18 protein-coding genes and 1 tRNA gene are annotated in these 17247 nt (G+C 54.5%); 10 read left to right on the forward strand and 9 right to left on the reverse strand.

Going from position 1 to position 17247, the window contains the following annotated elements:
- Positions 1 to 32: 32 nt before the first annotated feature.
- The 9 genes from cysQ (at position 33) to AC07ED_RS14780 (ending at position 10239) form a co-directional block, all read left to right on the forward strand.
- Positions 33 to 830, forward strand: coding sequence for a 3'(2'),5'-bisphosphate nucleotidase CysQ (gene cysQ, locus AC07ED_RS14740; protein WP_105236151.1), 798 nt, complete (start codon positions 33 to 35; stop codon positions 828 to 830).
- Positions 831 to 1631 carry a 3-deoxy-manno-octulosonate cytidylyltransferase gene (locus tag AC07ED_RS14745; RefSeq protein WP_105236150.1) on the forward strand — a complete coding sequence of 267 codons (801 nt, stop codon included), beginning with the start codon at positions 831 to 833 and terminating at the stop codon, positions 1629 to 1631.
- Positions 1628 to 2866: a glycosyltransferase family 2 protein gene (locus AC07ED_RS14750; protein WP_105236149.1), complete on the forward strand. Its 1239-nt coding sequence runs from the start codon at positions 1628 to 1630 to the stop codon at positions 2864 to 2866. Before AC07ED_RS14745 ends, AC07ED_RS14750 begins: the two co-directional genes overlap by 4 nt.
- 127 nt (positions 2867 to 2993) lie before the next feature.
- Positions 2994 to 3887 carry a UTP--glucose-1-phosphate uridylyltransferase GalU gene (gene galU, locus AC07ED_RS14755; protein ID WP_105236148.1) on the forward strand — a complete coding sequence of 298 codons (894 nt, stop codon included), beginning with the start codon at positions 2994 to 2996 and terminating at the stop codon, positions 3885 to 3887.
- A gap of 11 nt (positions 3888 to 3898) precedes the next feature.
- Positions 3899 to 4882 (forward strand): UDP-glucose 4-epimerase GalE, encoded by a 984-nt coding sequence (gene galE / locus AC07ED_RS14760; RefSeq protein WP_105236147.1) that lies wholly within the window; start codon positions 3899 to 3901, stop codon positions 4880 to 4882.
- A complete protein-coding gene (locus AC07ED_RS14765; RefSeq protein WP_158664569.1) occupies positions 4863 to 6089 on the forward strand; it encodes a glycosyltransferase family 4 protein in 1227 nt (408 codons plus the stop codon). The genes galE and AC07ED_RS14765 overlap by 20 nt, the downstream gene beginning before the upstream one ends.
- A 17-nt stretch (positions 6090 to 6106) precedes the next feature.
- Positions 6107 to 7117: a glycosyltransferase family 2 protein gene (locus tag AC07ED_RS14770; protein ID WP_105236145.1), complete on the forward strand. Its 1011-nt coding sequence runs from the start codon at positions 6107 to 6109 to the stop codon at positions 7115 to 7117.
- Positions 7114 to 8811: a beta-1,6-N-acetylglucosaminyltransferase gene (locus AC07ED_RS14775; RefSeq protein ID WP_245918095.1), complete on the forward strand. Its 1698-nt coding sequence runs from the start codon at positions 7114 to 7116 to the stop codon at positions 8809 to 8811. The genes AC07ED_RS14770 and AC07ED_RS14775 overlap by 4 nt, the downstream gene beginning before the upstream one ends.
- 3 nt (positions 8812 to 8814) lie before the next feature.
- Positions 8815 to 10239 (forward strand): sulfotransferase family 2 domain-containing protein, encoded by a 1425-nt coding sequence (locus AC07ED_RS14780; RefSeq protein ID WP_105236144.1) that lies wholly within the window; start codon positions 8815 to 8817, stop codon positions 10237 to 10239.
- Here the strand turns inward: AC07ED_RS14780 and AC07ED_RS14785 are convergent.
- The 8 genes from AC07ED_RS14785 to AC07ED_RS14820 all read right to left on the reverse strand — a co-directional run bounded on the left by AC07ED_RS14785 (position 10236) and on the right by AC07ED_RS14820 (position 15198).
- Complete coding sequence (locus AC07ED_RS14785) at positions 10236 to 10700, reverse strand: PTS sugar transporter subunit IIA (protein WP_105236143.1); 465 nt, start codon at positions 10698 to 10700, stop codon at positions 10236 to 10238. The genes AC07ED_RS14780 and AC07ED_RS14785 overlap by 4 nt on opposite strands.
- A gap of 35 nt (positions 10701 to 10735) precedes the next feature.
- Positions 10736 to 11302 carry a ribosome hibernation-promoting factor, HPF/YfiA family gene (gene hpf, locus AC07ED_RS14790; RefSeq protein WP_105236142.1) on the reverse strand — a complete coding sequence of 189 codons (567 nt, stop codon included), beginning with the start codon at positions 11300 to 11302 and terminating at the stop codon, positions 10736 to 10738.
- A gap of 224 nt (positions 11303 to 11526) precedes the next feature.
- Entirely contained in the window at positions 11527 to 12279 is a 753-nt protein-coding gene (lptB, locus tag AC07ED_RS14795) for an LPS export ABC transporter ATP-binding protein (RefSeq protein WP_105236141.1), read from the reverse strand.
- Positions 12279 to 12767, reverse strand: a complete 489-nt coding sequence (lptA, locus tag AC07ED_RS14800; RefSeq protein ID WP_105236140.1) for a lipopolysaccharide transport periplasmic protein LptA — start codon at positions 12765 to 12767, stop codon at positions 12279 to 12281. The genes lptB and lptA overlap by 1 nt, the downstream gene beginning before the upstream one ends.
- A 4-nt stretch (positions 12768 to 12771) precedes the next feature.
- Positions 12772 to 13368 carry an LPS export ABC transporter periplasmic protein LptC gene (locus tag AC07ED_RS14805; RefSeq protein ID WP_105236139.1) on the reverse strand — a complete coding sequence of 199 codons (597 nt, stop codon included), beginning with the start codon at positions 13366 to 13368 and terminating at the stop codon, positions 12772 to 12774.
- Between the two features lie 3 nt (positions 13369 to 13371).
- Entirely contained in the window at positions 13372 to 14337 is a 966-nt protein-coding gene (locus AC07ED_RS14810) for a KpsF/GutQ family sugar-phosphate isomerase (RefSeq protein ID WP_105236138.1), read from the reverse strand.
- Between the two features lies 1 nt (position 14338).
- Positions 14339 to 14950, reverse strand: a complete 612-nt coding sequence (locus tag AC07ED_RS14815) for a ribonuclease D (protein ID WP_105236137.1) — start codon at positions 14948 to 14950, stop codon at positions 14339 to 14341.
- 161 nt (positions 14951 to 15111) lie between these two features.
- Positions 15112 to 15198 (reverse strand) — tRNA-Leu (locus AC07ED_RS14820).
- 139 nt (positions 15199 to 15337) lie between these two features.
- Here AC07ED_RS14820 and AC07ED_RS14825 point away from each other — a divergent pair.
- Positions 15338 to 16321 (forward strand): complex I NDUFA9 subunit family protein, encoded by a 984-nt coding sequence (locus AC07ED_RS14825; protein ID WP_105236136.1) that lies wholly within the window; start codon positions 15338 to 15340, stop codon positions 16319 to 16321.
- A 51-nt stretch (positions 16322 to 16372) separates the two neighbouring features.
- Here the strand turns inward: AC07ED_RS14825 and AC07ED_RS14830 are convergent, their stop codons facing one another.
- Positions 16373 to 17176: an undecaprenyl-diphosphate phosphatase gene (locus AC07ED_RS14830; protein WP_105236135.1), complete on the reverse strand. Its 804-nt coding sequence runs from the start codon at positions 17174 to 17176 to the stop codon at positions 16373 to 16375.
- Positions 17177 to 17247 lie beyond the last annotated feature (71 nt).

The raw sequence follows: 17247 nt of genomic DNA on the forward strand, positions 1-17247 counted from the left end.
GGTAAATACGGGCAGTCCGTCAGGAGAATTTAATGAATTTAGAAAAACTCGTCACCGTGATGCGTCAACTCTCGCTCGAAGCGGGGGACAAAATCATGGAAGTTTACAATAGTCCTGACTTTGAAATTAAGACCAAGAGCGACGAAAGCCCAGTGACCGAAGCCGATGAAGCTGCTGATGCGATCATCTCGGCTGGATTGCGTGCTGCGTTTCCTGATGTCGCGCTTGTGACCGAAGAGCAAGCTGACAGCCACGGCCAAGATGTTTCAACGTTTTTGATCGTTGATCCGCTCGACGGCACCAAAGAATTCATCAACCGCCGCGGCGACTTCACAGTGAACATTGCTTATGTTCTGGATGGTTCGCCTGTGCGCGGTATTGTCTATGCACCAGCAAAAGAACGCCTGTTCTACACCGATGCCGGCGGGAACGCGGTCGAAGAAATCGGTCCGTTCGACAAAGAGACCGTTGGCGAATTGAAGCCTATTCGTGTGTCAAAACCTGATAATGAGGCGCTGTTCGTCGTCGCTTCGAAATCGCACCGTGATCAGGCAACGGATGACTATTTGGCGAAGTATAAAGCCAAAGATTTAAAGTCCGCCGGCTCTTCGCTGAAGTTCTGCCTTGTTGCCACGGGTGAGGCCGACCTCTATCCGCGCGTTGGCCGCACGATGGAGTGGGATACGGCTGCTGGACACGCTGTCTTGGTCGGCGCAGGTGGCGACGTTGTGCGTTTCGACAACCATCAGCCACTTCGCTACGGCAAAGAGGGCTTCGCGAACCCGTTCTTTATCGCCTATGCGCCGGGCGTTGATCTCAAGGAGGCTTAAGTGTCCACACTCATCGTAATCCCAGCACGTTTTGCTTCCACTCGCTATCCGGGGAAGCCTCTTGTTGAGCTAAAGGGCGCAACGGGTGAAGCGAAAAGCCTGATCAAGCGCAGCTGGGAAGCCGCGATGATGGTTCAAGGCGTGGACAAGGTTGTCGTTGCGACTGACGACGACCGCATTCGCGAGGCTGCGGAAGCGTTCGGTGCCGAGGTCGTTATGACCTCTGAGTCCTGCCAAAACGGTACAGAGCGCTGTGCGGAAGCGTTTGATAAACTGGGCGGCGGTTACGATGTAGTTGTGAACCTTCAAGGTGACGCACCCCTGACCCCGCATTGGTTCGTCGAAGAGCTGATCAAGGGTCTAAAGGCGAGCCCCGTCGCCGAAGTTGCGACACCTGTTCTGCGGACCGAAGGTGAAGCTCTCAACGGGTTCCTTGAAGATCGCCGCGCTGGGCGTGTTGGTGGCACGACCGCTGTGTTCGGCATCGACTATAACGCACTCTATTTCAGCAAAGAGGTCATTCCCTACACTGGCAAGACTTACGCTGATGACGAAGAAACACCCGTTTTCCACCACGTCGGTGTCTATGCCTATCGTCCTTCGGCTTTGGCTGCTTACCCGCGCTGGGCTGCTGGCCCGTTGGAAAAACTGGAAGGGCTTGAGCAGCTACGTTTCCTTGAACGTGGCGTGCATGTTCTCTGCGTTGAGGTTGAAGCCCGTGGTCGCCAATTCTGGGAATTGAATAACCCCGAAGACGTGCCGCGCATCGAAGCGATGCTCAAGAAAATGGGAGCGGCGTGAGCGCGGCTCCTGTCAGCGTAATTGTCGTCAGCCGCGACCGCCCGCAGCATTTGCGGCGGTGCGTGAAGGGGCTGATGCAGCTATTGCACCCGAATTTCGAAATCATTGTGGTCGCGGATCAACGCGGCTGCGAAGAGATGGCAGCGGGTGGATTTGCGAAAAGCGTCAAGTTGATCCCGTTCGATGAGGCGAACATTGCTGCAGCGCGCAATGCAGGGCTTGAGGTGGCGGCAGGGACCATCGTCGCGTTTATCGATGACGATGCGATCCCAGAGCCGACGTGGCTCGACCACCTCGTCGGACCAATTGCGAGCCGTCAGGCCGTTGCTGCTGGGGGCTATGTGCGCGGTCGCAATGGAATTTCTTTTCAATGGAAAGCCCGCGACGTACGTCCGAATGGGTGGTCAGAGGAACTGCTTCTCGACAGTGATGATCCGATTTGTGTTGAAGGCTCAGCACAGCAAGGAATCAAAACCGAAGGCACGAATATGGCCTTTGATCGTGATGTGCTCTGCAAGCTAGGTGGCTTTGATCCTGCGTTTCAGTTCTATTTGGACGAAACAGACCTAAATATGCGTCTGGCAGGATTGGAAATGACAACAGCGATTGTCCCGCGGGCGCAGGTTCATCATGGTTTCGCAGCCAGTGATAAGCGCCGTGAAGATCGTGCGCCGACAACGCTTTTCCCAATTGGTCGGAGCTTGAAGGTTTTCCTGCGCAAGCACTTGCCCGAGGCAAAGCACGGTCCGGTCATCGACTCCGAAGTCAAAGCCCAGGGTCGGCGGTTGATTGAACATATGATCGCAGGTCGGATTGAGCCGAAGGATGTGTCAGTGCTCATGGCGACGATGACCCAAGGTCTGCTTGAGGGTGAAACCGCGAATATCGCTCCACTAGCGCCTATTTCGCCGTCAAAAGAGCCGTTCTTGAAGTTTGAAAAAGAGGTCGCCGACGCGGGGCATATGGCGTTGGTCGGGCGCTGGTATTCATGGTCTCGGGTCAAGGCAGCTGCGCGAATGGCCCGCGAAGAAGGCTACCGCGTGACCGTGTTCCGCTACAGTCTAACGGCTCTGTTCCATCACGTTCGGTTCCAAGAAGACGGTATCTGGTTACAACGCGGTGGATTGTTTGGCCGCTCTGATCGGTCAGATCCTATGTTCCGTCTGTGGACAAAAAAGTCACGAACCGCACATGAAATGAGCCGATTGGCTGGGATCAGAGACAAATTTCCGTAGCATTGGGCTGAAACGTGCCGAGCGTGTCGATACTGTTACTTATTGTGAATAAGGCGATGTGAACGGCATTTTTGTTGTGATAGGCGACAGCTGTTAAAAAATTTAGCCAAGTTAATTGGAGTACGACATGAGCAGAAAAGTAACCAAAGCGATTTTCCCGGTTGCTGGTCTCGGAACGCGGTTTTTGCCCGCAACCAAATCGGTCCCGAAAGAGATTATGACTCTCGTGGATCGTCCATTGATCCAATACGCGATCGATGAGGCCCGCGAGGCAGGTATTACCGATTTCATCTTCGTTACCTCCAAAGGGAAGTCGGCGCTCGAAGATTATTTTGACCGCTCGGTCGAGCTGGAAACTGACCTCGAAGCGAAGGGCAAACATGAACTGCTCGACGTTTTGAAGAGCACCTACATGGAAAGCGGCGCGATTGCGTATATTCGTCAGCACCGTGCTTTGGGTCTGGGTCACGCGGTCTGGTGTGCCCGTCGTTTGATTGGCGATGAACCCTTTGCTGTAATGCTGCCTGACGACGTGATCGCGGCTGATAAACCCTGCTTGAAGCAAATGGTTGAAGCCTACGAAGAAACGGGCGGCTGCATGGTTGCCGCGATGGAAGTCCCGCAGGAGAAGGCGTCGTCCTACGGTCTTTTGGATGTCAAAGCTGACATGGGCTCGGTCGTTTCGGTCAAGAACATGGTTGAGAAGCCAAAGCCCGAGGATGCGCCGTCCAACCTCGCTGTTATTGGCCGTTATATTCTGACCCCCGACGTGATGCGGAACCTTGAGACCATCGATCGTGGCGCAGGTGGTGAATTGCAGCTAACCGATGCGATCGCCGAAGAGCTACGTCAGAACCGCAATGTGTTCGGCTATCGTTTCGAAGGCCAACGCTTTGACTGCGGTTCTAAGGCAGGCTTCTTGCAGGCAACTGTTGCGTTTGGTCTTGCTCGGTCGGACCTTCGCGGTGAATTCGAAACGTATCTTGATGATCTCTACGCGGTTCGTCAGGCCCAACTTTAAGGGCGAAGTTTATGACAACTGTTCTGGTAACGGGTGGTGCGGGCTATATCGGCTCGCATGCGTGTAAGGCGCTCAAGGCGGCGGGTTATACGCCCGTCACCTTTGATAACTTGATCACGGGTTGGGAAGACGCCGTAAAATTCGGTCCATTTGAACGCGGTGATTTGCTTGATCGCGCGCGCTTGGACGAGGTTTTTGCAAAGCATAAACCCGTTGCCGTGATGCACTTTGCGGCGCTGAGCCAGGTTGGCGATAGCATGAAAGACCCAGGTAGCTATTGGCGCAACAACGTCAGCGGGTCCCTGAACCTGATTGAGGCCGCTGTCGATGCGGGTTGTATGCAGTTCGTATTTTCGTCGACCTGTGCCACCTATGGCGAACAGGATGGCGTGACGCTCGACGAAACCTGTGTTCAGCAGCCGATCAACGCCTATGGCGCGTCCAAACGCGCCATTGAGGATATGTTGGTCAATTTTGGTCAGAGCCATGGCCTGCGGTCAGTGATTTTCCGGTATTTCAACGTCGCAGGCGCCGATCCTGAAGCTGAGGTTGGCGAATTCCACCAGCCAGAGACGCACCTCATTCCGCTCATGCTGGATGCGATTGACGGTAAGCGCGCGGCGTTGACGATCTTTGGTACCGATTACGATACGCCTGATGGCACCTGCATTCGTGACTATGTTCACGTTTGTGATCTCGTTGATGCGCATGTGTTGGGCGTTAAGTGGCTCGAAGATGGCAAAGATGGTCGGGTGTTCAATTTGGGCACCGGCAGCGGCTTTTCCGTCCGCGAGGTCGTGGCGCATTCTGCCGAGGTCACGAACAAAGAGGTCCCGATGATCGAAGGGGATCGCCGACCCGGTGATGCAACGAAATTGGTCTCAGGTAGCACGCGTGCAATTGAGGAGTTGGGTTGGGCGCCGTCTCGGTCTACACTTCGTCAAATGATTACAGACGCGTGGCGTTGGCACCAAAGTGGACACTATAATAAATAACTCTTCAGGCAGGGTTCTGGACATCACACGTCTGGTTGGACGTGCGGGTCGAGTCCTGACGGGTGTTGATCGTGTCGAACTAGCGTATCTGCGCCGTTTCCTAGCCGATGATGTCCCCTGCTATTTCATCGCCCGAACGTCCTATGGGTATGTTTTGCTGGACCGTTCTGGCGGGCAATCCATTCTTCGGGCGACGTTGAAAGGTGAGTGGGGGCAGTCAGACCTTCTTTCGCGTCTCAGGTTCAAGATGCCAAAGCGTGTTCAGGCAGCTCAAAGCTTTGTGCGCAAGCATCGTGTCGCCCGTTGTGGACGCAGCCGATTGGCGTTGATGTTATCAGAGCATCTGCCAAAAGGTGTCGATCTCTACATTGTTGGGCATACGAATTTGGAGTTCGAATTCGTGTCTGCGTTCAAGTTAAGCGTCGATGCGCGTGTCCACGTGATGATCCACGATACGATCCCGTTGGATTATCCAGAGGTTCAGCGTCCGCAAACCGTCACCGACTTCAATCGGCAACTGCGTGTCGTATCCGAAGAAGCCGACCGTGTGATCGCAGTGTCTAAGGTCACGAGCGATAGCCTCACACCACATTTGCAGCGGCACGGGCGTGTTCCGCCGATCATTGTGGCGCATCCGGGTATTGACCCCGTGATGCCGCGGTATGCTGAAATTCCGCCAGATCTTGATCTGTCTCGGCCGTATTTCGTGACAGTCGGCACCATTGAACCACGGAAGTATCATTCTCTCTTGCTAGAGGTTTGGGAGTCTCTGGATACCGAAGAGCGACCTCTTTTGCTTATCTGTGGCAACCGTGGTTGGCTGAACCAAACTGTCTTTGAGGCTTTGGATCGTGGTGTGCCCGATGTGATCGAAGTGCCCGATCTGAGCGATTCTGCTCTCGCGGCGGTTGTGCATGGTTCTAAGGGGATGCTCTTTCCATCGATTGCAGAAGGATTCGGGATGCCCCCAATTGAAGCTGCCGCGCTGGGCACGCCTGTCGTTTGCGCAGATTTACCCGTTTACCGCGAAACCTTGGGTGATCGGATTGTTTACCTAGACCCACAAGATAACTATTCTTGGCGGGAAACCGTTAACGAATTAAAGACAAACGAAGACGGGGAGCGGGTTGCCTACGTATCATTGCCAAAGTGGGACGATCACTTTGCTGCTGTGTTGGGAGTAGTGACAGCTTCGCTTGAAAGCTGACTAGGTAAGGGGCCGTTTTGGGGCTTTGGAGATCATACAGGCTAAGGGTTCAGCGTCGCCGCTGGCTCGTTCGTGCGCTGCGCAAGCGTCACGAGCTTACGCCTATCGCAGATCGCACCTCTCAAATCCGGAAAAGCGACATCCTGCTTGTCTCGACGCTGCGCAACGAAGATGTGCGGTTGCCGTATTTCCTGAAGTATTACCGTGACCTCGGCGTTAACCACTTTCTGATGATCGACAACGATAGCGATGATGGTGGGCGAGAGTATCTTGCGGATCAATCGGACGTTTCGCTTTGGTCGACGGGTAAAAGCTATAAGCGGTCCCGCTTTGGCATCGACTGGGTGAACTGGCTGTTGATGCGATACGGCCACGGGCATTGGACTTTGGTCGTCGATCCAGACGAGCTGTTTGTTTTCCCGTTCTGCGATACGCGACCCATTCGCGCTTTGACCGACTGGCTCGACGCGTCATCGATCAAATCGTTCTCGGCGATGCTGTTGGATATGTATCCAAAAGGCCCTATTTCAGCGATCCCATACCGCCGCGGTGATGACCCCCTAGAGATCGCAAACTGGTTTGATAGCGGAAATTATGCGATTCAGCGGAACCCGTCATTCGGCAACCTTTGGATCCAAGGAGGCCCACGGGCGCGTGCGTTTTTTCAAGAAAACCCGGAACGTGCACCGGCGTTGAATAAGGTCCCATTGGTGAAATGGGATCGTCGTTACGCCTATGTCAGTAGCACGCACATGCTGCTGCCCCGTGGTCTAAACCTCGTCTACGATGAATGGGGTGGCGAAAAGGCATCGGGCATTCTGCTCCATACAAAGTTTCTCGATACGCTGACCGTGAAAGCCCACGAGGAACTCGCGCGTAAACAACATTACGCGGCGAGCCACGAATATAAGGCCTATGTCGCAGGGCTACAGGACAACACTGATTTGTGGTGCAAGTGGTCCGAAAAATACATCAACTGGCGTCAGCTCGAAATTCTGGGCCTTATGTCCAAGGGGAACTGGGCATGACGCAGGTTGGGGTAGTTATGCTGGTTCACACCGCGCTGCATCGTGCAGAGCAGGTGATCCGCAACTGGGTGAAAAGCGGCTGTCCGGTTGTTGTCCATGTTGACGCCAAGGTGAATAAGGCGCGTTACGACAAATTCGTAAGTGCCGTGTCGGACATGCCTGAAGTAACCTTCTCGCCCCGTCACAAATGTGAGTGGGGGACGTGGGGCATCGTTGCCGCGACCCAAGAGGCCAGCGAAAAAATCCTGCGGGATCATCCGTCGGTTACGCATGTCTATTTGGCATCTGGCTCGTGCTTGCCTTTGCGGCCTGTCGATGAACTGCACGACTATCTGACCGAACGTCCACGCGTTGATTTTATCGAGAGCGCGACAACGGCTGACGTGCCTTGGACAGTCGGCGGGCTTGATCACGAACGTTTCACGCTGCGGTTTCCGTTTTCGTGGAAGACCCAGCGGCAGTTGTTCGATTTCTACGTGGACCTGCAGCGCCGCGTGAAATTCAAACGCAAAATCCCCAAGGGCATTGTCCCGCACATGGGCTCGCAATGGTGGTGCCTGACGCGCCAGACCTTGTCTGCGATCCTCGAAGACCCAGATCGACCTACTTATGATCGTTATTTCAAGAAGGTTTGGATCCCAGACGAGAGCTATTTCCAAACGCTGTCTCGTTTGTATTCACCGAATGTTGAGAGCCGTTCGCTGACCTTGTCGAAATTCGATTTCCAAGGGAAGCCGCACATTTTCTATGACGACCACCTGCAGCTTTTGCGGCGGTCGGATTGTTTTGTGGCGCGTAAGATTTGGCCTCATGCGAACCGTTTGTATGACGCCTTCCTTGGACCGTCGGCGGGCCTAAAGGCGGCTGAACCGAACCCCGGTAAAATCGATCGAATTTTTGCCCGCGCGGTTGATCGTCGAACCCGTGGTCGCGCGGGTCTTTACATGCAGAGCCGTTTTCCGAACCAAGACTGGGAAAATGGCGTAACCTGCGGTCCCTATTCGATGTTCGAAGGCTTTACTGAGTTGTTCGAGGATTTCGAACCTTGGTTGGCGAAGGCGACAGGTGCGCGGGTGCACGGTCACTTGTTTGCGCCGGAACGGGTTGAGTTCGAGGGGCGTCAGGCGACTTTTGTTGGTGCATTGTCGGACTGTCCGAAGTTGCGGGACTACAACACGAGAAGCTTCTTGCGGAGCCTTGTTTGGAATACCCGCGGCGAACGTCAGTGTTTTCAATTCGGCCCACATGACACCCAAGATATCAGCTGGGACGTTGCGCGTGATCCTAACGCGCAGATCAGTGTTATTTCTGGTGCATGGGCCGTGCCTTTGTTCCAATCGAACCGCAATTTTGCTGATCTCCGCGAAGAAGCCGCGCGGCTGCAAAGGATCGAAAGCGAACACCTGCTTGCGCTGCGTGCGATTTATACAAAGGCGCGCGTCCGAATTTGGACCATGGCCGAGTTTATTGAGTCGCCGATGGAAGCCCTGCAAACGGTTGTGGATGAGATCACGGGCAAGAACGTTCGCCGTCTGACCGAAGCCCCTCGGATGGTTGATCTGACAGGCTTTGGGCAGTTCCTACAAAATTTGAAGAATCAGGGGATGCACCCCTACCTCATGGGCGATTTTCCAGTCGATCCCGTGGCCACGAATGAACCGCGCAGTGCGCGAAAACCCTATTTGGTTCGGTAGTTTATGTCGAAATTCGATTACTTTATTGTTTTTGCCGAAATGCGAACGGGGTCGAATTTCCTCGAAGCGAATTTGAACGCTTTTGAGGGCATTGAATGCCACGGTGAGGCGTTTAACCCGCACTTCATCGGCTACCCGAACAAAGACAATATCTTGGGGGTGTCGCAAGCTCAGCGAGACGCAAATGCGAACCATCTGATTGATACGATCAAAGCGCATTCCGACGGGCTAGGTGGCTTTCGCTATTTCCACGACCACGATCCGCGCGTTTTGGACATTGCTTTGTCTGATCCGCGTTGTGCAAAGATCGTCCTGACCCGAAATCCAGTCGATAGCTATGTGAGTTGGAAAATCGCGCAGGCGACGGGGCAGTGGAAGCTTACGAATGTTAAGAACGTTCGGTCAGAGACTGTCACGTTCAATGCCGAAGAGTTCGAAAACCATCTGACGGCTTTACAAGAGTTCCAGATCTTCTTGCTCAACAGCCTGCAAAAGACGGGTCAAACAGCGTTCTATGTGGCCTACGAGGACCTGCAAGACGTCGATGTGATGAATGGCCTCGCGGCATTCCTCGGTACGGGCGCTCGGCTTGAGACTCTTGATAAGACGCTCAAGAAACAGAACCCAGAGCCGATATCTGAGAAGGTGAGTAACTTCGAGGCGATGGAGCGGGCGCTCACGCGTTTGGATCGGTTCAATCTGTCTCGCACGCCGAACTTTGAACCGCGCCGTGGGGCCATGATCCCCCAGTATATCGCGGCGGCCGAGACGCCATTGATGTATATGCCGATCAAAGGTGGACCTGAGGCTGCCGTGGCAGAATGGTTGACCTGTTTGGATGGTGCCCCTGTGATAGAGGGCTTTACCCAGAAGACGGTGCGTCAGTGGAAACGGTCTAATCCTGGCCACAGAGCGTTTACGGTTGTGCGTCATCCTTTGGCGCGCGCCCACGCTGCGTTCTGCACACATATCCTCGGGCTGGATGACGGGCCTGTTTATGGTGAAATTCGAAAGACCCTGCGCCAGATGTTCAAGGTGCCGATTCCAAAAGACACCCCTCCGGGCGAGGCTTACGACGACGATGCCCATCGGGCGGCCTTTTTGTCGTTCCTGAGTTTCCTCAAGGCAAACGTGCAGGCGCAGACGGCGATCAGGGTCGATAACTCATGGGCCTCGCAATGGGCCGTTGTTCAGGGGTTTTCGAATTTCGCGACGCCAGACATTATCATCCGTGAAGACCAACTTCCCTTGGATTTGGCATACCTTGCTGCGTCCGTAGGGCGCACGGATGCCCCAGATTTTGCATCCGTGACCGATCCATTCGCGGATCGTTTGGCGCGCATCTATGACGCAGAATTGGAAAAGGCATCTAACGATGCCTATTCACGCGATTACATGAGTTTTGGGTTTGACGCGTGGCGCGCTTAGGCGGCCTGTGTCGACTGCACTTCCGTCAAGATAGCGTGCAGGGTCGCAGGATCGCTATTCGCCCGTAGCTTTGCGCAGATCGCAGGGTCCCGCATTGTGCGCGAGACGAGAGCGAGTGCTTTAAGGTGCTCAACACCAGCGGTGTCGGGGGCCAAGAGTGCAAACACGAGGTCCACAGGCTGGCGATCAACGGAATCAAAGTCGAGCGGCTTCTCTAGACGCAGAAAGATGCCGCGTACGGCGTTCGCATCTTTCAAGCGGGCATGGGGCAAGGCAATGCCGTGTCCCACGCCAGTAGGCCCAAGGTTTTCGCGATCCAACAACGCATCGACAACGTCGGACGCATTAAAGCCGTAGCAATTCTGCGCCAAGTCGGCGAGGTCATGGAACAACCGTTTCTTGCTGGTCGAAGACGTGATTGTCTTGACCGCATCGGTCTTCAGAATATCCGAAAGTTGCATTAAATCGCCTTGGGCCTTTCGACGGCATAAGTCGATTACTTCGGATCGACCCAGCCTATGTTTCCGTCTTCCCGGCGGTAAACTACGTTCAGTCCGCCGTGTTTTTCGTTTCTAAAGACCTGGACCGTGCTATGGGCCAACTCCATCTGCATCACCGCCTCACCAACTGAAATAGATGGAATTTTGGTTTCCATCTCAGCGATGATCATCGGCGCGACAGCTGCTTCGCTCTCGTCTTCCGACTCCTCGGTTGCGGCGAGGATATAAGAGGAACTGGCCATAAGTTCAACCGGAGTTGTCCTTTCGGAGTGGTGATCCTTCAACCGACGTTTGTAGCGGCGGAGTTGTTTGTCCATTTTTTCGCAGCAGCTGTCAAAAGCTGCATAGATTTCATGGGCATGCGACTTTGCTTGGGCCGTGAGGCCAGTCGATAGGTGGACAACGGTTTCGCAAACAAATTCGGGACCGGACTTGGAGAAGATAACAACCGCATCGGTTGGTCGACCTGCGTATTTGCCTAACGTCTCACCGAGTTCGGTTTTGACGTGGCTCTGCAGGGCTTCGCCGATATCAATTTGTTTTCCGCTGATTTGGTAACGCATGGTATCTCCTCTTCACTTGCTTACACGACCATAGAAAAGCATTCGCGAGTCAACGCGGCTGGTATGATGGTGTGTGGGATAAGATGACATTTGGTCTGAGCGCGTCCGTCAGGCTGGTGAGCCTGCGAAGGAACGCGAAGGGGAACAAATTGTGTCATCGCATTCATGACACGACCGTTCCGAAGTTTTGTCAATGACCCACTTCGGCTAGTGGCGAAAATCGGTCAGTTCACGCGGAACGTATTGCCCAGATAAACGCGGCGCACGTTTACGTCGCGCACCACGTCTTCAGTGGTGCCAGACATGAGGACTTTGCCATCGTGAAGGATGTATGCGCGGTCCACAATTTCCAATGTTTCCCGTACGTTATGGTCAGTGATCAGAACGCCGATACCTCGGTTTTTCAGATCAGATACGAGATGCCGAATTTCACCTACGGCGATCGGGTCAACGCCTGCAAAGGGTTCGTCGAACAGCACATATTTCGGACCCGCAGCAAGGCAGCGGGCGATTTCAACGCGGCGACGTTCCCCGCCTGACAGCGCGAGGGCGGGCGCACGGCGGAGGTGTTCGATGCTGAATTCGCTGAGTAGGCTTTCGAGTCGTTCACGGCGGCTCTTGGGGTCACTCTCGCAAATTTCGAGGATCGACATGATGTTGTCCTCGACGTTGAGGCCGCGAAAGATCGACATCTCTTGGGGGAGATAGCCGATGCCAAGACGGGCTCTGCGATACATGGGTAGGGCAGTCACGTCGCGGCCATCCACGATCACCTTACCGCCTTCGGGCGAAACGAGGCCCGCAATTGAATAGAAGGTCGTTGTTTTACCGCAGCCGTTTGGACCGAGCAGGGCGACCACTTCACCACGATTGAGACGCAGCGTTACGTCCCGAATGACGGTCCGCTTTTTGTAGCTTTTCCGCAGATTGACGATTTGCAGACCAACATCGCCTTCGGTGACAGAGAGGTCAGTCATCAATTGTTGTCCTGTTGCGTGAGCGTGGTCCGCACCCGACCATCAAGCTGCGCTTCGCCTGTGTCGAGGTTCACGGTCATCCGTTCTGAGGCAATCGAGCTGGCGCCTTGGGTCAACATAACGTTGCCTGTCATGATGAGACGGCGGTCGGTGAGGTTGTATTCAGCACGATCCGATTGGGCAGCATCGTTTTCGGTGACAAAGATCACATGACCTTCGGCAAGAAGGTGGGAAATATCGCCGCTGGCTTCGAGGTAGATCACCTCAACGCTATCAGCCGATAGCCGCAGATTGCCTTGGGCAATCACGACATCGCCAGTGAAAACAGCCGATCCAGACTCGCGGTTTACTGTTAGAGATTCGGACGCGATTTCGACGGGCGCAGTCGCGTCGGCGGAAAAACCGTCCAGCGCAATATTCGTTTGCGCGAGGGCTGGTGATGCCAGCAAAAGCGACAGGGCAAACAAATATCCGCGTTTCAAAGACATATGATTATTCCTCGGGTTGGGGCTGATATATCAGCCTGACCCCATTGTTGAAAACAATTAGCTGCGGTTCGTCTGAATCTGGCGTGATCGTCAATCGGCCAGCAGTCAGGCTTCCATATGGAGCGCGGACCTCAAGCGGATCGGTCGTTTCGAGACTACCATCGGTAAGAGACGTGACGAGGCCTCTGGTCTCCATCAGATATCCATCGGATGTGGTCACCCGAGCGAGGTTATCGAGCGTGACAACCTTTGCATTGGAATCGAGCTTTCCAATTCCCGCAGACACGGTGGTCTGAATCCCGTCAATGGTGGTCATGTTGACGACGATGGCTTCGGCAATGAGCCCATTATCTGTGTCGGGGTCCTGTCGCGCGACGTCAGCTTCAATTGTATAGGTCCCGCCCGTCTCGCTCATGCCAACCATTTTGGGCGCGGAGAGCCGAGGCTGTCGCGCGATCTCTTCGATGTCGGCGTAAGGGATTTGGCTTGTGTCACCCACGTTTCGGGCAATCAAGAAAAGCGTCGACAACAGCACAATTGCGCTCAGGGGGAGAACCACCTTTGCCCAAGAGACGAACTGGCTGTAGGCGTCGTTTTGCACCTGTTACACCACACCTGCACGCAGGCAGTCGTGGATGTGGAGGATGCCTACGACCCGACCCGACTGCACAGGATCTTCGACGAATAGACAGGTGATCTTCTTTTCGTTCATCACGGCAACGGCTTCTTCAGCGAGGGCGTCAGGACCGATGGTACGGGGTGATTTGGTCATCACTTCACCAGCGGTATGGTCCAGTAGCCCGTCCATATGTCGGCGCAAGTCGCCGTCGGTTACGATGCCACAGAGATAACCATCGGAGTTGAGAACGCCAACGACGCCGAATCCTTTTTGGCTGATGGTGAGCAAAGCATCGCCCATCGCCGCGTTTTCCGCGATGAGTGGGATGGTATCGTCTTTGTGCATCAGGTCGCGCACTTTGGAGAGTCGCGCGCCCAGCTTGCCACCTGGGTGGAATTGACGGAAATGTTCCGCGCCAAATTCGCGGTGTTCCATCAGTGCAACGGCCAGCGCATCCCCGAGTGCAAGTGTCATCGTGGTCGAGATGGTTGGAACGACGCCGTGACCGCAGGCTTCGCCCAACTGCGGGAGCAGCAACTGCACGTCTGCCTGTTGCATAAGGGAACTCTCTGCGCGAGACGCGATGCCGATCATCGTGATCCCAAATCGGCGCGTATGAGCGATGAGGTCGGCCAGTTCAGGTGTTTCGCCAGAGTTCGACAGAATCAGAACGACATCGCCTTTGGTGATCATGCCCAGATCGCCATGCGATGCTTCGGCAGGATGGACAAAATGCGCGGGCGTTCCAGTGGAGGCCAAAGTCGCGGTGATTTTCTTGCCGATGTGTCCCGATTTCCCCATGCCCGAAACGATCACGCGACCCGGTGCGTTTAGGATCAGTTCTGCGGCTTGGGCGAGATTGTCACCAATCGTCTCGGCCAGAACGGTCAGCGCACGCGATTCGTCTTGGATCACGCGGCGGGCGGTGTTGATGAGCTTTTCTCTATCCATGTCAGTGCGAAAAAATGTCCATATCGGGCCAGCCTGCGATATCGAGCTGTGCACGGGTTGGCAGGAAATTAAAACAGGACTGGGCAATCTCTGTGCGGCCTTCGCGGGCGAGTTTTTTGTCCAGTTCAGTTTTCAAACGATGAAGATACAGTACGTCCGACGCGGCATAGTCCAACTGCGCGTTGGTAAGCGTTTCCGCGCCCCAATCGCTCTGTTGTTGCTGCTTGGAAATATCGACGCTCAGGAGTTCTTGCAGAAGATTTTTGAGACCATGGCGGTCCGTAAACGTGCGGATCAGTTTTGACGCGATCTTTGTGCAATAGACTGGAGCTGTGAGCGCACCAAAGGTTTTGTACATCGCTGCGATATCAAAACGGCCGAAATGGAAGAGTTTCAGGACGTTTGGATCGGTCAGCATTTTGCACAGATTTGGTGCTTCGGTCTGACCAAAGGCGACCTGAACGATGTGGCAGTTCCCATCACCGCCCGACATCTGAATAAGACAAAGACGGTCACGATGCGGGTTCAGACCCATCGTTTCACAATCAATCGCGACGATGTTCCCGAGGTCTAGTCCGTCGGGGAGGTCATTCTGATACAGGAAGTTCGCCATAAATATCGTTCCAGAGTCTTTGGCCTAAGGCTTTGGAACGGGTCTAGTCCTGCTGTCGCTATCGCGCAACCTCGGGATGGAGCACAGATGTCTGCGAAAACGGCGGAAACACGCCGTATTAGGCGCAGTTTTTTCCATAAAAGATGAGATGGGGAGTTTTATGGTGCCCAGAAGAGGACTCGAACCTCCACGACCTTGCGGTCACTGGCACCTGAAGCCAGCGCGTCTACCAATTCCGCCATCTGGGCACAGATGGTGGCGGGCTTCTACGAGTGGCGCGTGGCGCTGTCAATGCTATTTCATGAAGAAAATGCAAAACCCCGATTGCGCCTTGTCTGCCAAGGGCCTGAGGGGTAAACCAAGCCAAGTTTTCGAAAGAGGCGCTCCATGTCCAAGCTTGTCACAATCTACGGCGGATCGGGTTTCGTCGGTCGTTATATTGCACGTCGTATGGCTCAGCAGGGGTGGCGCGTGCGCGTCGCAACTCGCGATCCCAATGAGGCGCTATTCGTTAAACCGTATGGCGCTGTTGGTCAGGTCGAGCCGGTTTTCTGCAATATTCGCGATGATGCGAGCGTTGCGGCGGTCATGGATGGCGCGGATGCCGTTGTGAACTGCGTCGGTATCTTGGCTGAGTCGGGTCGCAATACATTTCAATCGATTCAGGCAGAAGGCGCGGCTCGCGTTGCACGTCTGGCTGCCGAAATTGGCGTTGCACGTTTGGTTCAGATCTCTGCGATCGGCGCTGATGCGGATGCGGACAGCGAATATGCTCAGACCAAAGCGGCTGGTGAAGCTGCGGTTCTAGCAGCATTCCCTTCGGCAATCATTCTGCGTCCGTCGATCATTTTCGGTTCTGAAGACGAGTTCTTTAACCGCTTCGCGGGCATGACCCGTTTCGGTCCGATCCTGCCTGTCGTTGGCGCGGACACAAAATTCCAGCCGGTATGGGTGGATGATGTGGCTCAGGCTGCAGTCAAAGCTGTCGTCGGTGATGTGGCGTCGGGCACTTATGAACTGGGTGGTCCTGCCGTGGCGACGTTCCGCGAGCTGATGGAAACGATGCTGACAATCGTTCACCGTCGCCGTTTGGTTCTCAACATTCCGTTTGGAATCGCAAAATTGATCGCGACCTTCGGTGGCATTGGGCAAGCGCTGTCGCTCGGCATCGTTAAAGCACCGATCACCAGTGATCAGGTGAAAAACCTACGTGTCGACAACGTTGTGAGCGAAGGTGCTCAGGGCTTTGAGGCGCTGGGCATTGTTCCGACAAACATGGAAGCGGTTCTGCCTGACTACCTGTGGCGCTTCCGTCCGTCGGGTCAGTATGACGCGATCAAGGACTCAGCAAAAAACCTGAAGCACAGCTAAGCATTTCAGGTCTTGTGGATATTCAAAGGGGCGCGCCATTGGTGCGCCTTTTTACATATAGGCTACTGCGATGAGGATGACGCCAAGGATCACGCGATAGATAACGTAAGGCGTAAAGCTGATCGTGTTCAGCAGTTTCATCATCAGCGACAGGGCAAGCATAGCGGCGCCAAAGGCAAACACAGCACCAATCCCTGCCAGTTTCAGCAGTTCCCAATCTGCTTGACCGATCACATCTGCGCCAAGAAGAACACCTGACGCGATGATGGTCGGGATCGACATCAGCATAGAAATTCGAGCGCCGTCTTTGCGGTTGTAGCCCATCTTGCGGGCCCCAGTGATCGTGATGCCAGAACGCGAGGTGCCTGGGATCAGTGCTACGGCTTGCCAAAAGCCGAGTTTGATCGCTTCACCCAAGGTCCAGTCCTGAATGGTTTTCTCTTCAGTACCGATCTGGTCGTAATAATAGAGCACGACGCCAAACAGCAGCATCGACCAACCGATCACGGTAATGGACCGCATTTGATCGGCGATTCCCGTCACTTTGAGGATCAAGCCAATGATTACGACCGGGATCGTGGCGACCATCAAAAGGAACGCCAGTTTCGAACCATCGGTATCGATTCGCCCTGTGAGCATACGGGGAACGCCCAAAATCGCACTTTTCACATCGTTCCAAAAGAAAAGTATCACGGCACCCAAAGTGCCGACATGAACGGCGACATCAATTGCAGGGCCTTGGTCTTGGGTTCCGACAAGGTGCGGAAGAAGAACGAGGTGGCCTGAGGAGGATACGGGCAGAAATTCTGTAAGTCCTTGAATTACAGCAACTAAAAGCAGGTAGTAGAGACTCATGATTTCCGACCTTGAGCGATTTTGATGTCTACGAGGATTGTCATGATCTATTTCGGGTGACTTTAAAAGGT

The sequence above is a fragment of the Aestuarium zhoushanense genome (genome assembly GCF_056431045.1).

Bases quoted from the DNA above. Each gene is read 5' to 3' on its own strand.
- lptA (WP_105236140.1), bottom strand. From the start codon at position 12,767: ATGTCTTTGAAACGCGGATATTTGTTTGCCCTGTCGCTTTTGCTGGCA.
- galU (WP_105236148.1), top strand. From the start codon at position 2,994: ATGAGCAGAAAAGTAACCAAAGCGATTTTCCCGGTTGCTGGTCTCGGA.
- AC07ED_RS14780 (WP_105236144.1), top strand. From the start codon at position 8,815: ATGTCGAAATTCGATTACTTTATTGTTTTTGCCGAAATGCGAACGGGG.
- AC07ED_RS14815 (WP_105236137.1), bottom strand. From the start codon at position 14,950: ATGGCGAACTTCCTGTATCAGAATGACCTCCCCGACGGACTAGACCTC.
- AC07ED_RS14810 (WP_105236138.1), bottom strand. From the start codon at position 14,337: ATGGATAGAGAAAAGCTCATCAACACCGCCCGCCGCGTGATCCAAGAC.
- AC07ED_RS14785 (WP_105236143.1), bottom strand. From the start codon at position 10,700: ATGCAACTTTCGGATATTCTGAAGACCGATGCGGTCAAGACAATCACG.
- hpf (WP_105236142.1), bottom strand. From the start codon at position 11,302: ATGCGTTACCAAATCAGCGGAAAACAAATTGATATCGGCGAAGCCCTG.
- AC07ED_RS14825 (WP_105236136.1), top strand. From the start codon at position 15,338: ATGTCCAAGCTTGTCACAATCTACGGCGGATCGGGTTTCGTCGGTCGT.
- AC07ED_RS14775 (WP_245918095.1), top strand. From the start codon at position 7,114: ATGACGCAGGTTGGGGTAGTTATGCTGGTTCACACCGCGCTGCATCGT.
- lptB (WP_105236141.1), bottom strand. From the start codon at position 12,279: ATGACTGACCTCTCTGTCACCGAAGGCGATGTTGGTCTGCAAATCGTC.
- galE (WP_105236147.1), top strand. From the start codon at position 3,899: ATGACAACTGTTCTGGTAACGGGTGGTGCGGGCTATATCGGCTCGCAT.
- cysQ (WP_105236151.1), top strand. From the start codon at position 33: ATGAATTTAGAAAAACTCGTCACCGTGATGCGTCAACTCTCGCTCGAA.
- AC07ED_RS14830 (WP_105236135.1), bottom strand. From the start codon at position 17,176: ATGAGTCTCTACTACCTGCTTTTAGTTGCTGTAATTCAAGGACTTACA.